12 protein-coding genes and 1 pseudogene are annotated in these 14,111 nt (G+C 53.0%); 1 reads left to right on the forward strand and 12 read right to left on the reverse strand.

Going from position 1 to position 14,111, the window contains the following annotated elements; all coding sequences use genetic code 11:
• The 6 genes and pseudogenes from Q7V48_10990 to Q7V48_11015 all read right to left on the reverse strand — a co-directional run.
• A partial coding sequence (locus tag Q7V48_10990) for an acyl-CoA dehydrogenase family protein (protein MDO9211251.1) occupies window positions 1-96 on the reverse strand: 96 nt, incomplete at its 3' end.
• A gap of 134 nt (window positions 97-230) precedes the next feature.
• Window positions 231-635: a methylmalonyl-CoA epimerase gene (mce, locus tag Q7V48_10995; protein MDO9211252.1), complete on the reverse strand. Its 405-nt coding sequence runs from the start codon at window positions 633-635 to the stop codon at window positions 231-233.
• Window positions 636-740: 105 nt separating this feature from the next.
• The gene (locus Q7V48_11000; protein MDO9211253.1) at window positions 741-1,190 is read right to left on the reverse strand and encodes an SRPBCC domain-containing protein; all 450 of its coding nucleotides are present in this window, start codon (window positions 1,188-1,190) and stop codon (window positions 741-743) included.
• Window positions 1,191-1,198: 8 nt separating this feature from the next.
• Window positions 1,199-2,665: an FAD-dependent oxidoreductase gene (locus Q7V48_11005; protein ID MDO9211254.1), complete on the reverse strand. Its 1,467-nt coding sequence runs from the start codon at window positions 2,663-2,665 to the stop codon at window positions 1,199-1,201.
• Between the two features lie 181 nt (window positions 2,666-2,846).
• Window positions 2,847-4,382 (reverse strand): acyl-CoA carboxylase subunit beta, encoded by a 1,536-nt coding sequence (locus Q7V48_11010; protein MDO9211255.1) that lies wholly within the window; start codon window positions 4,380-4,382, stop codon window positions 2,847-2,849.
• Between the two features lie 109 nt (window positions 4,383-4,491).
• Window positions 4,492-4,851 (reverse strand): annotated as a pseudogene (locus tag Q7V48_11015) (UTRA domain-containing protein).
• A 296-nt stretch (window positions 4,852-5,147) separates the two neighbouring features.
• Between Q7V48_11015 and Q7V48_11020 the strand changes: the two are divergent.
• Window positions 5,148-6,038: a homocysteine S-methyltransferase family protein gene (locus Q7V48_11020; GenBank protein MDO9211256.1), complete on the forward strand. Its 891-nt coding sequence runs from the start codon at window positions 5,148-5,150 to the stop codon at window positions 6,036-6,038.
• 45 nt (window positions 6,039-6,083) lie between these two features.
• On the opposite strand, the gene Q7V48_11025 is transcribed toward Q7V48_11020, so the two are convergent.
• The 6 genes from Q7V48_11025 to Q7V48_11050 form a co-directional block, all read right to left on the reverse strand.
• The gene (locus tag Q7V48_11025; protein ID MDO9211257.1) at window positions 6,084-7,628 is read right to left on the reverse strand and encodes an acyl-CoA carboxylase subunit beta; all 1,545 of its coding nucleotides are present in this window, start codon (window positions 7,626-7,628) and stop codon (window positions 6,084-6,086) included.
• A 1-nt stretch (window position 7,629) separates the two neighbouring features.
• Entirely contained in the window at window positions 7,630-8,997 is a 1,368-nt protein-coding gene (locus tag Q7V48_11030) for an MmgE/PrpD family protein (protein ID MDO9211258.1), read from the reverse strand.
• A gap of 48 nt (window positions 8,998-9,045) precedes the next feature.
• Window positions 9,046-10,263, reverse strand: a complete 1,218-nt coding sequence (locus Q7V48_11035; GenBank protein ID MDO9211259.1) for a CoA transferase — start codon at window positions 10,261-10,263, stop codon at window positions 9,046-9,048.
• Window positions 10,264-10,325: 62 nt separating this feature from the next.
• Window positions 10,326-12,074, reverse strand: a complete 1,749-nt coding sequence (locus Q7V48_11040) for a methylmalonyl-CoA mutase family protein (GenBank protein ID MDO9211260.1) — start codon at window positions 12,072-12,074, stop codon at window positions 10,326-10,328.
• A gap of 231 nt (window positions 12,075-12,305) precedes the next feature.
• Window positions 12,306-13,289, reverse strand: coding sequence for a tripartite tricarboxylate transporter substrate binding protein (locus Q7V48_11045; GenBank protein MDO9211261.1), 984 nt, complete (start codon window positions 13,287-13,289; stop codon window positions 12,306-12,308).
• A 63-nt stretch (window positions 13,290-13,352) separates the two neighbouring features.
• On the reverse strand, window positions 13,353-14,111 hold a 759-nt coding region (locus Q7V48_11050), incomplete at its 5' end, for a tripartite tricarboxylate transporter substrate binding protein (protein MDO9211262.1).

Below are 14,111 nucleotides of genomic sequence, written 5' to 3' on the forward strand. Positions count from 1 at the left end.
GTCCCTCTCTCTGGCCGTGGGAAGGATTTCCCTCTGGGCAAACTCTCTAGCCATATCCCGGAACATGGCTTGCTCTTTGGTCAACTCTAAATCCATTTTTACCTCCGTGGTTATTCAATTGGACACAGATTTACACGGATGAACACAGATCTTTTTTGTTTGAATTAATTTTGAATTAATAATGATCCGTGTTTATCTGTGTTTGTCCGTGTCCGATAAAAGGATGAACTTTAATGATTCTTATCTGGCTCCACAAGCTCAACTAATATGCCATAAGTGCTCTTGGGGTTGATGAAGGCCACTTTGGAATTGTGGGCTCCCCTCCGGGGTTTTTGATCGATCAGGACAACGCCTTTAGCCTTCAGTTCTTCCAGGGACTCTTCAATGTTGTCCACGTGGTAGGCAATGTGGTGAATCCCTTCTCCCCTCTTCTCGATGAATTTGGCGATAACCCCCTCGGGGGTGGTAGACTGGAGAAGTTCGAGGGCCGTATCCCCTACCGGAATGAAGGAAGCCTTGATCTCTGTCAATTGCTCTCGGTCATGAATCTTCAGCCCAAGAACTTCCGAGTAAAATTTCTCTGTCTCCTCAATGTTTTTTACCGCCACTCCGAGATGGGCAATCTTATGAATCATTTTTTCTCCTTTCATGCTCCCTTCGTGTTTTCTTCTCAGTAGGGGCGACCCGGTGGGTGCCCCTACGCGGTATTCAAAATCCATAATCCGCAACCCGGAACTGTCCTATGCCAGTTCTTTCAAACGCTTTTCTATGGCCTCAAAGGTAGAGCGGGCAAAGCGCCGGGCCTCACCGAGGAGTAATAACCGCGGCAAGAACCCCATGTTTTCCACAGCCGCCTTACAGGCCAAAGCTGTTTTTCCTTGCTCTACCGGCGTCATGGCAAAGGTAACCTTCTGGTCGGCTTTAAAAAACCCACCCGGACCTGCCAGGAAAAGCTTTACCGAGAAGGAGTTAGGCGGCTCCATGTCTACAATTTCGCCTTTTAATTTCAAGGATACCCGGAATCCAAGAATCTGGGTCCTCAAGAGGGCTCGAAAGGTATTTTCATCCAGAATTTCCATGTTCTCCAGGCCCGGCAGGCTGCTGAAGATGACCTTGCCGATCAAACGCCAGACCCTGTCCTGGGAAGCCCCCACCACAAAATTTCTTTGGTCAAGTAGCAGACTGTTCATGGCTGTTCCTAAGCCCAGGGCTTTTCTGCGGCAGCATTTTTTCCCGCGATCCGGCCAAAGACCAGGGATTCCCCAATGTTGCAGGCCCCCTGGTAGAGGTACCCCCAAATGGACCCAAGCTCACCGGCGGCATAGAGCCGGGGAATAGGCTTCCCCTCAGGATCCAGGACTCTCGACTCTTTATCCCGCCGGGGGCCTCCCTGGGTGTTGATCAAGGCCGGCCAGAGCTGAATGGCGTAGAGGGGAGTCTCCAGTGCTCGGAGATCCTCTTTGGGCCGACCAAAATCCCCATCCTTGCCAGCCTTGCAGTACTGGTTGTAACGGACGAGGGTCTCTTCGAGTACTTTCGGTTCCATGGAAATCCTGGAGGCTAACTCGGCCACGCTTTTCCCCTGAAGGATCCATCCCTTGGCTATTTCTGCCGAATTGTCGAGACTCCAGGAATAAAGATCTCGGTTGTAGCCGGCTGTTCCCCGGCTCAAGGCGCCCCGGCGCCGGGTCTGCTCATCGAAGATGGCCCAGAGGGGTATCCGGGGGAACTCCATCTTCTCCATGTCAAAGTGGGAGAGTTCCCGGTAGTATTCGTGGATTTCGATGCCGGCCTCGTTGACGAACCTATGGCCATACTTGTCCACGAAGATGAACCCTTCACTGAGGAAAGAAACCCAGAAAGCCGCTTCAAACTCCGGAGCCTTGAAACCGATCAAGCAGGACAACCGGCTCATATGCCACAGGTCTCCGCCGATCTTCTGGACCATCCGGATCCCGTCGCCCGTGTTCCCCGGCGTTCCCAGGAACATGAGGGGTTTGACCGGCATATAATCCCATTTCATCCTCGGGTCGTTCTCATAACCGCCGCAGGTCAGGATCACTGCTTTCCGCGCTCTTATATGAATCGTCTTTCTTTCCTTTTCCGCCGTCACCCCGATGACCTCGCCTTGCGCATTGGGAATCAATTCCTTGGCCGGAGTTTTGACCAAAACCTGGATTCCCCTCTTGGCGACCAAGCCGGAAAGGAATTTCCAGAGACGCTGGGAAGGCTTCCCTTCCTCTGGGGTTCCTTTAATGTTGTACTTAACGGCTGTTTCCGCCCCGCGAACACTGGGAAAGCCTGCACCGGCAGTCATCGTTGGATAGGCAACTTCCAGGGGTCTGAAAACCTGGACATCCGCACCCATTTCCCGGATCCAGTCACCGTTTTTCAGGGCATATTCGACAAAGGTTTCAATGATCTCCCGCTCCGTGGTTTTGAAGGAGAGGGTGTCGAGATATTCGATGAATTCCTTTCCCTGGGGGATAATAATATTCCCGCCGCAGATGCTGGTGTTCCCGCCGCCTTCCGCCATCTTCTCCAGGATTAAAACCTTGGCCCCCTGGTCATGGGCCGTGACCGCGGCAGCAGTGCCCGCCGACCCCCAGCCCACGACGACCACGTCATATTCCAGATCCCATTTTTCTGGTACCGCGACTCTCATTTTTTTCTCCTTTCCTTCGTTTATCCCGATCAACTGTAAACTGAATTATGAATCCGAAATTTGAATATCGAAATCCGAGACAAATTCAAAATCCCAATATCAAAATTCGAACCACTTGTTGGGGGCAATCGAATTTGTTTCGAATTTCTTGCTTCGGATTTAAAATTTCTTCGCCCCATTCTTATAAGGGGATGTTACCGTGTTTCCTTTCTGCCCGGGTTACCTTTTTGTTTTCGAGCATCTCCAAGGCTCGGATGATATGAGGCCGGGTCTCTTGCGGTCGGATCAAAACATCTAATTGTCTTTTTGAGGCGGTGTAATAAGGGGTCATGAACTTTTCCCGGAATTCCTGAATCTTTTCATCCCGGATCCGAGCCTTGTCAGCTGCTGCCTCGATTTCCTTGCGGTAGAGGATCCGGACCGCCCCCTCTGCACCCATGATAGCAATCTCTGTAGTCGGCCAGGCCAATACCAGATCCGCTCCCATCTCCTTGTTGCTCATGGCCGAAAAGGCTCCGCCGTAGGCTTTGCGGATGATGCAGGTCACCTTGGGCACGGTGGCTTCCTTCCAGGCATAGAGCATCTTGGCTCCATGGCGGATGATCCCTTTGTGTTCCTCTTTGAGCCCTGGAAGATACCCGGGAACGTCCACCAGGGAAATCAGGGGAATATGGAAACAATCACAGGTCCGGATGAACCGGGCAGCTTTATCCGCCGCATCGCAATCAATGGCCGAGGCTAAAAAGAGAGGGTTATTGGCCACAATGCCCACCGGTCTCCCGTTCATCCTCGCCAGGCTAATAACCATATTCCTCGCAAACCCGGCCTTGAGCTCAAAGAACTCCCCGTTGTCCACAATCAAGGAAATCAAGCGGCGCATGTCGTATACTTTTTTGGGACTATCGGGAATAATCTCCGCCAGAGCTTCTTCACAGCGTCCGGGATCATCCAACGTAGGGATGACTGGAGGTTTTTGGATAAAACTGGAAGGGAGGAAACGTAAAAGCTTTTTAACCTTGGCCAGACAATCCAACTCATTCTGACACACGAAATCAGCTACTCCGGAAATCTGGCTGTGAACCCTGGCTCCTCCCAGTTCCTGGCTGCCTACCTCCTTACCCGTTACCTCCTTGATGACCAGGGGCCCGGTGATGAACATCTGGCTGGTCTTATCCACCATGAAGATAAAGTCGGTCAGAGCCGGGGAATAGACCCCTCCGCCCGCACAGTTTCCCATGATCGCTGAGATCTGGGGAATGACCCCCGAAGATTCTACATTCTCCGCGAAGATCAAAGAGTAGGCTCCGCTCCCTTCCTGGATTCTTCCGCCGGCCGAATCGATCAAACCCACCATCGGAGCGTTAGCCTCTCGGGCCATACGGATCAGGGAGGCAATCTTCTGGCCGTGAACCCGTCCTACCGATCCTCCCATGACGGTGAAATCCTGGGCATATAGGAAGATGACCTGACCATCCACTTTTCCATAACCGGTAATCACTCCATCGCCCCAGGGCCGGTTCTTCTCCATGCCAAAATCGGTGCTTTGGTGCTGGGCTAACATGTTTACTTCAACGAACGTGCCGGCGTCCATCAGGTGATCGATGCGCTCCCGCGCGGTGAGCTTCCCCAGACGGTGTTGCTCGTCGATATACTTCTGCCCTCCACCCGCACGGACCGTTTCTTCAATCTGCCTGAGCTTTTCAATTTCATCCCTCATAGGCGACATATCCACTCCTTCTACCCGGCTGAAATCCGGTTTATGATGAATCTAAAAAACAGCGATCCAGAGATTGGTGATTTATCCCCCTCGCCCGTATTTTTTCTCCTCAATTTATCTCTCTCTCCAATATATCCTTGGCCAATTCCTTACCTTTTCCCGGGCCAACCTGCCTTCGCAAACGGATGGTGTACTCCAATTTTTTTACATCGTAATAGACAACAGACAGTTCAACCGGTCGGGTATCGACGGCGTAATAGTTCCGATAGACTAAGAGCAGAGGTTCCCCCTTCTTTACTTCCAACACCCGGGTCATTGCTTCATCGGCAGTGGTGGCACTTATCCGGTGGACGGTCTCGGCAATGGGAATATGGCAATATTCTTCGACTAATCGGAATACAGGTTTCACCCGCAGTTCAGCAAGAGGGATTTGCAGGCCTAAATTATACGGAACATAAACGTAAGAGAAGGAGAAAGGCTGCGCCGCCCCTCTCTATTATCCATACATCCAGATGTATGGACATTTAGAATAATCGGAGCTTTTTGTCAACCCTAAAATTCGAGGGCTCCGGGAAAGGAGGCCAACCCTTTCTCGAAGGGGAGGGTGAAGCTGGTCGGGAGTCCGCCTCATTTCAACCCTGAAGGGTTAAGTTGCAGGTAACTCAGGGCTTTAGCCCCGAAGTTTTGTTCAGGACGGTGCAGGGCTTTGCTCGCCATGATGAAAAAGGTGTGATATATTGAGGTCAAAAATTTCTTCTGGAGGGAATGGTGGGCGAGTTATTCTTGGAGAGAGTGGAACGAGAAGTCATGGTCATGAGCGGGGCCATGGGGACCATGATGCACCAGATGGGAGCCGAGCTGGGAAAGTGCATCAGCCAATGGATCGTGGAGCACCCGGAGGTTTACCGGAACCTGGTTCGGGATTATTTTCAGGTAGGTTGTGACATCGTGTCCGGGGCCACTTTCACTCTGAACCGGATTTCCCTGGCCAAGTTCGACCTAGCCGAAAAAGTGGAGGAGTTAAACCGGGGGGTGATCCGCATTATCCAAGAGGTCCAGCCGGAACGAAGTTTCGTGTCTGGGAACATCGGTCCCACCGGCAGGATTTTGAAGCCTCTGGGAGATCTGAGCGGAGAGGAACTCTTGGAGGTTTATTCCGAACAGGTCTGGGCTTTGGCCAGAAGCGGAGTGGAGATCATCAACATCCTCACCATGTATGACTTGGAGGAGGCGGTGATCGCACTCCGGGCGGCCAAGAGGCACACTTCTCTTCCGGTCATCGTCTCCCTGGCTTTCGACCCTGCCCCGAAGGGATATCGCACCATGATGGGGGTGAGTCCGGAAGTGGCAGCGGCGCGCCTGGAAGCAGAAGGAGCGGATGTCATCGGGGCTAATTGTGGAAGTATCAGCCTCGAACAGATGGCCGAGGTGATCGGCCTCATGAAGGCTCACTGTAAGAAACCGCTGATTGCCAAACCCAACGCCGGCTCGCCCCAGGTGGTGGAGGGGCGGGAAAAATACGCTGCCGGACCTGAACAATTTGCCGAATACGTAGGAAAATGGGTCCGGGAAGGGGCGCGAATCGTCTCTGCCTGCTGTGGCTCCAGCCCTCTTCATCTGGAACATATCGTTAAAGAGGTTAGAAAGTTCAGTTAGGGATGAGCTTCAGACTCCTGAATTCTGGCTTCTGAATTCCAATTTTCAGAGCGGGATATTCCCGTGTTTCTTCCAGGGAAGCGATTCCGTTTTGGAACGATGAGTCTGGAGGGCTTTGATCAGCGCCGGCCGGGTCTCCTTGGGGTCGATAATCTTATCGATGCGGCCGGTACCCGCGACCGCATAAACGCTGGTCACCTGTTCCCGAAACTCGGCGATTAATTCCTGACGCCGCTTTTCCGGGTCGGAAGCAATTTTGATTTCGTCGGGGAAGAAGATCTCCACTGCCCCTTCGGCTCCCAACGTGGCGATCTCCGCCGATGGCCAGCTCAGCAGTTCGTCCGCTCCTCTCTCTTTGCTGGCGCACATGCCGGCGATTCCTCCCCCATAGGCTTTGCGCAGCACCACGGTGATTTTGGGGACGGTGGCTTCGGCATAGGCAAAGAGCATCTTGGCTCCATGCCGGATGATCCCCCCGTACTCCTGCTCCAAACCGGGCATATATCCGGGGACATCCACCAGGGTGATCAGAGGGATATTGAAGGCGTCGCAGAAACGGATGAACCGGGCCGCTTTATCGGAGGCATGAATATCCAGGCAACCGGCCAAAACCCTGGGTTGGTTGGCTACGATTCCCACGGGGTAGCCGTCCAGGCGGGCGAAACCCGTGAGAATGTTGGCGGCGAATCCGCGGTGGACTTCGAAAAATTTTCCTCCATCCACCACCCGCTTGATCACCTGGCGCATGTCATAAGACTTCTTGGGGTCCTCGGGGACGAGGTCACGCAGCGATTCATCTTCCCGCAAAGGATCGTCTCCGGTCTCTATCCGGGGAGGGTTCTGGCGATTATTCGAAGGGAGGTAGCTCAAAAGCTCCTTGATCATCTCCATACATTCCTGTTCGGTGGCTGCCAGGAAGTGGGCCACTCCGCTGATCTGCGTTTGCACGGCGGGGCCCCCCAGTTTCTCCTTGGTGACCTCCTCTCCGGTGACCGCCTTAATGACCGCCGGACCGGTTAAGAACATGGCGGAAATATCCTTAACCATGAAGATGAAATCTCCCAGGGCAGGAGAGTAGACCGCACCCCCGGCGCAGGGTCCCAAGATGGCAAAGATCTGAGGAACCACTCCCGAGGCCATAACATTCCTCTGGAAGATGTTCCAAAAAGAGAAGTTTCTCACTCCCTCGCTAACCTTGGCCCCACCGGAGTCATTGAGCCCGATCACGGGAACCCCATTTTGCATGGAAAGGTCGAGGACCTTGGCGATCTTCCGTGCTTCTCGCTCTCCTATGGAGCCAGCCTCCACAGTGAAATCCTGAGCATAGAGGTAAACCGGCCGGCCCTGGATCTGGGCCGCCCCGGTGATCACCCCCTGCCGGTTGGTCGTCTTTCCTTTTAACTTACCGAATTTCGGGGCGAAACTCTCCACGAAAGCATCGAGTTCATTGAAACTTCCCGGGTCGACCAGCAATTCGATCCTCTCCCGGGCCGTCAGTTTCCCGGCTGCATGTTGTTTTTTCTTGGCTTCCTCGGTATCAGCCAGCGTTTTTCTTTTTTCCCTAAGTTCTTCTACCCGGGCTTTACTCACTTTATTTACCCCTTAAAAGGTCGGTTAAAGCGGAGATCTTTTTTAATTTTTCCAGGTCCTCGACGATCCCTATGGTCTTTTCCCTCTCCCTTTGGGATTGGATTCCTTTCACACACTGACGGTATTTATCCCTGACTTCTTCAGAAGAAAGGGGATTCCCAGGGGTGCCCCTCGCTTCATCTACGGTCTTGGTAAACTCCCTTCCATCCTTCAAAACAACCTTCACCGTGGTGGAAGGATTGCCTGAATTCTCGATGGTATTCAGGTCGGGGCGGACGGAGAAGGTGACTCTTTTGATCATTTCCTGAATCTTGGGGTCTTGAACCTTCTGGTCCTTGAAATGGGGAAGTTCAACTTTTCTTTCCAGCAGGGCCAGGGCCAGGCAGAACTCCATGCTGAACTTTCCCTGCAGGGCCGTCTGCGGCCGGGAATGGATGAGCATCTGGGGGGTGGTGTAGCTTCCGGCGCAGGATATGGCCTGCACGTCTCCGGGCCGAAGATCGTTCTGCTCGACCATCTCCAGCATGGCATCGATGGCCGGATGGGTCCGGGCGCAGCTCGGATAGCGCTTCAGCCCCACGCCCGGAGAAACGATATCGAAGGGCTTTCCCAGCTGTGATATGATTTTATTCAAATCGTACTTTCCCGGGCCGGCGAAGGCGTTGGCAAAGCCGAGCTTGCCCTCCACAATCCCTCCGTCTGCCGTATACCCCCTTCGGGCGAGCTCGGCGGCAACCACGCCGTTTTCGGCCGCATGCCCCGCATGGAGGGGCTTGGTCATGGTTCCAAAATTTTGCCGCAGGCCGGAGGCCAGGGAGGCGGCAATCCCCAGAGAGATGCATATTTTTTCAACGGGCAGCTTGAGGAGTTTGACCGAAGCCGCCGCCGCGCCCATGGAGCCCAGGACGGCCGTGGGATGCCATCCGTTTTCGAAGAGATGAGGGTTAATTCCGGCCCCCAGCTTCGCTTCCACCTCAAAGCCGATGAGAAAGGCTACCAGGACCTCCTTCCCCGAGGCTTGCGATGCTTCTCCTACGGCCAATGCTGCCGGGAGCACGGGAACGGTGGGATGACCTCGCATGCTTCGGTTTATGTCGTCGTAATCCAGGGCATGGCCAAAGGTCCCATTGGCCAGGGCGGCCAGAGAGGGTGAGGTCTTGAACTTTTTCCCCCAAACGCTGGCCTGGGGGCGTCCTCCCGTATCCTTGATAAAGTCGGTCATGATCTTGGCCATTGGATCCCGGGAACCTGCCAAGGCAACTCCCAGGCAGTCAAGGATGGCCCTTTTCCCGATTTCCCTGGGTTCGGCGATAATTTCAGCCAGATTCGTGTCAACGATAAATTGGGCCAGCGTCTCCGTTGCTTTCATCTTTCCCTTCCTTTCCTGCCATCCTGCGATTTTAAAAAGGCCAGCCAATCAAGCAGTCTTTATGGCTCCTTGCTGAACGAGGGTATCGATCTTCTCTTTAGAATAACCGAGAACGTTTGATAAGACCTCCCGGGTGTGTTCCCCCAGTTGAGGCGGGCGGGTGAAAGTATTTGCCGGAGTTTTTTCCATTTTCAAAGGATTGCCAATGGTCTTGATCTTATCGTTTGCCGGCCCGTCAATCTCGACGACCATCTCCCGGGCCAGGACCTGGGGGTCCGATAGAACCCGATCCAGCGTATTGATGGGTCCCGCAGGCACTCCGGCCTTGTGAATGGCTTCCAGCCATTCATCGCCGCCTTTGGTTTGAAGATGGCTCTCCATCATGGGGATCAGAATCGATTTATTTTCCAGGCGGGCCTTCCGGTTGGCGAACCGGGGGTCTTCGGCCCATTCGGGCTTTTCCATGGCCCGGCAAAGCCTCTGGAAGTGATGGTCTTGGTGGGCTACGATGACAATCTGGATATCCTTGGTTTTAAAAGCCTGATAGGGAACCAGAGATTGATGGCCCGACCCGATAGGACCTGGAATGTTTCCGGAATGGAAGTAATACTGGGCAACGTAAGTCAAAAGGTAAACCTGGCCGTCCAACAGGGAGACCTCCAGCCGCTGTCCCTCGCCGGTCTTCTGCCGGTGAATATAAGCGGCCAGAATTCCATGCACGGCCAGCAGTCCTCCTACCAGGTCTCCGAGGGGGATTCCCGCCCGGACGGGGGAGCCCCCGGGTTCGCCCGTGATGGACATACCCCCGCTCATGGCCTGGACAATGAGATCATAGCCCGGCCGGTCGCGGTAAGGGCCGATGTAACCGAAGGTAGAAATGGAACAGCAGATAATCTGCGGATTGTAGCGTTTCAGATTTTCGTAATCGATCTTCAGGCGCTCGAGAACCCCTGGCCGGTAGTTGTCGTAAACCACATCGGACTTGGCTACCAGATCATAAAAGGCCTGTCGGCCTTCCGCAGACTTTAGATTGATCACCACACTTTTTTTGTTGCGGTTGATGGACCAGAAATAGGCACTGTTCTCGCCATAATAATAAGGAGGGGCTTCCCGCGTTTCATCTCCATCTAAGGGCTCGATTTTAAGGACCTCTGCTCCCAGGTCTCCCATCAACATGGAACCGGTAGGGCCGGCCAGCATCATGCTCAAATCGATAATCCGGATCCCTTGAAGAGGGCCTTTGCTTTCTCCTTGGTCTGCTGTCATAATCGATTTATCTCCTCTTCCTTTCTATAACCTCGACCCCTTGAATCCTTGAACCCTGTTTCTTAAAGCGCTGTGGGTTGGTACTCTCCAAAGACTTCCCGCAAAGTATCACATATCTCCTGCCCGGTGGCATAGGCTTTTACGCAGGCGATGAGTTGGGGGAATAAATTGGTTTCCTCTTTTACGGCCGCATTTTTCAGTTCTTTAAGCAATTGAGCTACCTTTTTATTATCCCGCTTTTTCTTTATCTCTCTTAACCTTTCCGTCTGCTTCCTTTCGGCATTCTCGCGGCGTTCCGGATCATAAGGATGGGGCACCAAACGGGTGGTTTGCACCTCAAGTTCTCCCTCCCCCGTATAACAATTGACCCCGACGATTAAATCCTTTCCTTCTTCGAGCCTTTTTTGCCGCTCATACGCGCTGCGGGCCACCTCCTTCGGCAAATATCCGTTTTCAATCGCGGCCACAGCCCCGCCCAGGGATTGAATCTTCTCCCATTCATTCCAGGCGGTGTTTTCAATTTCATCGGTAAGGGATTCCACGTAATAAGACCCGGCCAGGGGATCCATAACATCTATCAAGCGAGCTTCGTTTTGCAGGATGCGAGCCGCATCCTCGCTTAGCTGAATGGCTTCTAAGCTCCAGCCCAAACCCATGGGTTCATCAAAAGGAGGGTTGCAGTTGGGCGGCCCACCGGCTAAAGCCGCGGCGATTCCGCCGACAATCGATCGGGTCAAATTGTTGAGCGGGCGTTGCACGGTACAGTTCACCCGCCCACAATGGGCAGTGGAAGCCACGCGCAGCAGCATAGATCGTTCATTCTTCGCCCCGAATTTCTCTCGCAAAATTTTGGCCCACATTCTCCGGGCCGCCCGGTGAAAAGCAATCTCCTTAAAAAATTCCATGGACCCGCCAAAGGCGTTGAAACTAAAGCGGGGCGCAAAAGCATCTACTTGCAGGCCGGCGTTGACCCCTTCCTGGAGATAAGCTGCTCCGATAGCCATACTGAAGGCTAAATCCTGCTCGCGAGTTGCTCCAGCTTCCCGGAGGTGGAACCCGCCCATGCTGGTGATGTTCACGTTCGGAAGATGTTTGGTAAAAAATACCAGACTATCCCGAAACATGCGCATCGAATGCCGGGGGGGAAATATGTAGGTACCACGCGCAATAAATTCTTTAAGGATGTCGTTTTGCGGGGAAGCCCGCAGTTTATCCCACCCAATCCCGCGTTTGTCCGCCAGGGCTAAGTACATGGCCATGATGATATTGGCTGGGGCGTTGATGGTAAAGTTCGAAGCTGTCCGGTCAATGTCATTCTCCCCGGAGAAAGCCTCGAAGATGATCTCCATATCCTGTAAGGTATCGACCGCCACTCCCACCCGGCCTACTTCCCCCGTGGCCAGGGGGTTATCCGAGTCATACCCACACTGGGTTGGCAAGTCGAAGGCGATATTGGGGCCGGCCCGTTGCCCTAACTGTTTCATATGAAGATAATAATCCCTCGTATCTTCGGCAGATCCATAGCCCGAATAGCGGCCGGCCCGGACTAACCCGGGGGCCTGAGCGATAGAGCCAGAACCTCTCTCCCCGGTTTGGTAGGGAAAGGTCGGAAAGGTTCCTGCTGTGAAGGGATATTGCCCGGGAAAGCCTACTTTATCCAGGAAATCGAATTTTTCGCCTGCATCCAAAGAGCTATAAAACCGGGTCGGGGCTTCTTTTAGCTTGAATCGCTCCAAAGCTGGTTTTAGCGTCTTCTGCTCCCATTTTTCTTTCTCTTCGCGGATCTTCTGTAAAGAATCTTTCCTCTCCATGAATTCTCTCCTTTTCCCTCGGAAGGCATTATCAAAATCTAACCACAGAGGCCACCCAGAAATTGTGAGTCATCTCCAAATTAGTTGATCAAAATTTTTAAAGAAAGCCTGCCAAGGGCCCGGAAGGAAAGGCAGATTGCAAGCAAGATGACTTTCCTTCGGGGACCCTGAAATCACTGCCCATTTTAAATAGGCCAGCTCTTTGACCCTCAACTAATTTGGAGATGATCCTTATTTTTTTACCCCCATTTTCTTCAGGAAGGATCCATACCATTCATATTGGGCAGCCATTTCTTTTTCCAGTTGGGGTTTGTCTTTATATTCCAGGGGCAGGTTGAAGCTTTCCATAACTTTTTGGAAATCAGGCCCATTGATGACCTTTTTAAATGCCTCGTTGAGCTTTTGGTAAACGGGCTCGGGAATCCCCTTGGGCCCGACCATGATATATTGGTTGGGCGGCACGTCCTCGCAACCCAGGTCTTTGGCCATCGGGATAAGAGGGAAATAGGGATCCCTTTTTTCCGCGCTGAAGACCATGAGCATCCGGAATACCCCTTGCTTTACGTACTGGATATGTTGCCCTACTCCGGCGACAAAATCGGTATGCTTGCCCAGAAGAGCGGTATTGGCCGGGGCTCCCCCCTTGAAGGGCACATGTTTCAAAGTCAGGCCTTTGCACTTGGCAAAGAGTTCCACGGCAATGTGCCCCCGGCTTAACATACCCGCCGAGCCATAAGAGAGGCCGGGATGGGCCTTGGCGTAAGCAATGAACTCTTCGATCGTCTTGATGGGAGATTCGGCCAGCACACAAATGCCGCCAACATACAGTCCGTATTGCACAATAAAGGTGAAATCCTCCAACGGCTTATAGGGAGGGGGCATGAGGTGGGAGCGGGCGGTCAAAGAACCAAAACTATCAATGACCCCTAAGATATACCCGTCGGGTTTCTTGGAAGCCACTAAGGCGGCACAAACCGATGAGGAACCACCGGGCTTATTCTCGACGACGACCGAAACCCCGAGCAGTTTTTCGGCGCCTTTGGCCAGAGCCCGGGTCGTCAAGTCGGTCGTAGCGCCGGCCTCGTACCCGCAGTAAAGAGTGATGGGTTTATCCGGGTAAGTTTGACCTGCGGCCAAAGACGGCCAGGAAATCAGGAAAGACAACAGGACCATGGAAATAACGAACATTTTGGAATTTTTCTTTTGGAACCGCATGGACAGCCCTCCTCTCGTCATATTTTCCAGCATTCTCCTTCTTTCTTTTATCTCCCCGCCCATTTAACCCTCTTTCTTGGCTCCCATTTTTTGGAGGAAAGTTTTATAGAACTCGTATTCAACCAGAACGTCTTTCTCCATCTGAGCCCGGTCTTTATAGGCATAGGGAATTTCGAGGTGACTTAAGAGCTTCTGAAAATCAGATCCTTCGACCACTTTTTTGATCGCCCCACTCAGTTTTTTATAAATGGCCTCCGGCATCCCTTTCGGGCCTACCACGATATAGCCCAGAGCCGGAGCATCCTGGCAGCCCAGCTCCTTTATCGTGGGCACATCCGGGTAATTCGGGTCCCGTTTATCCGTATTGAAAACGGCAAGCATACGGAATACTCCTTGTTTCACATATTGAATATGCTGCCCGGCCCCGGCCACAAAATTAACGTGCTTCCCGAGAAGTTGGGTGTTGGCTTCCGCTCCTCCTTTGGTGGGAATATGCTTGAAATCCAGGCCTTTGCACTGGCGGAAGAGCTCCGTTGCCAAATGCTGCTGGGTGTACATGCCGGGCGAGGCATAGGAAAGGCCGGGGTTCGCTTTGGCATAGGCAATAAATTCTCCGATATTTTTATAGGGGGAATCTTTAAGGACGGTCACCGCTCCAATATAAAGGGAATATTGGCTTATCAAAGTGAAATCCTTCAGCGGATCGTAGGATAGCTTTAGAAGATGGGGACGTACCGTGATCACTCCGGTGGATACAACCCCTAAGGTGTAACCATCCGGCTTCTTGCTGGCCACCAGGCCGGCGGCCACGGTGGCTCCGCC

It is taken from the genome of Deltaproteobacteria bacterium (assembly GCA_030654105.1).
In the GTDB taxonomy this organism is placed as follows: domain Bacteria; phylum Desulfobacterota; class SM23-61; order SM23-61; family SM23-61; genus JAHJQK01.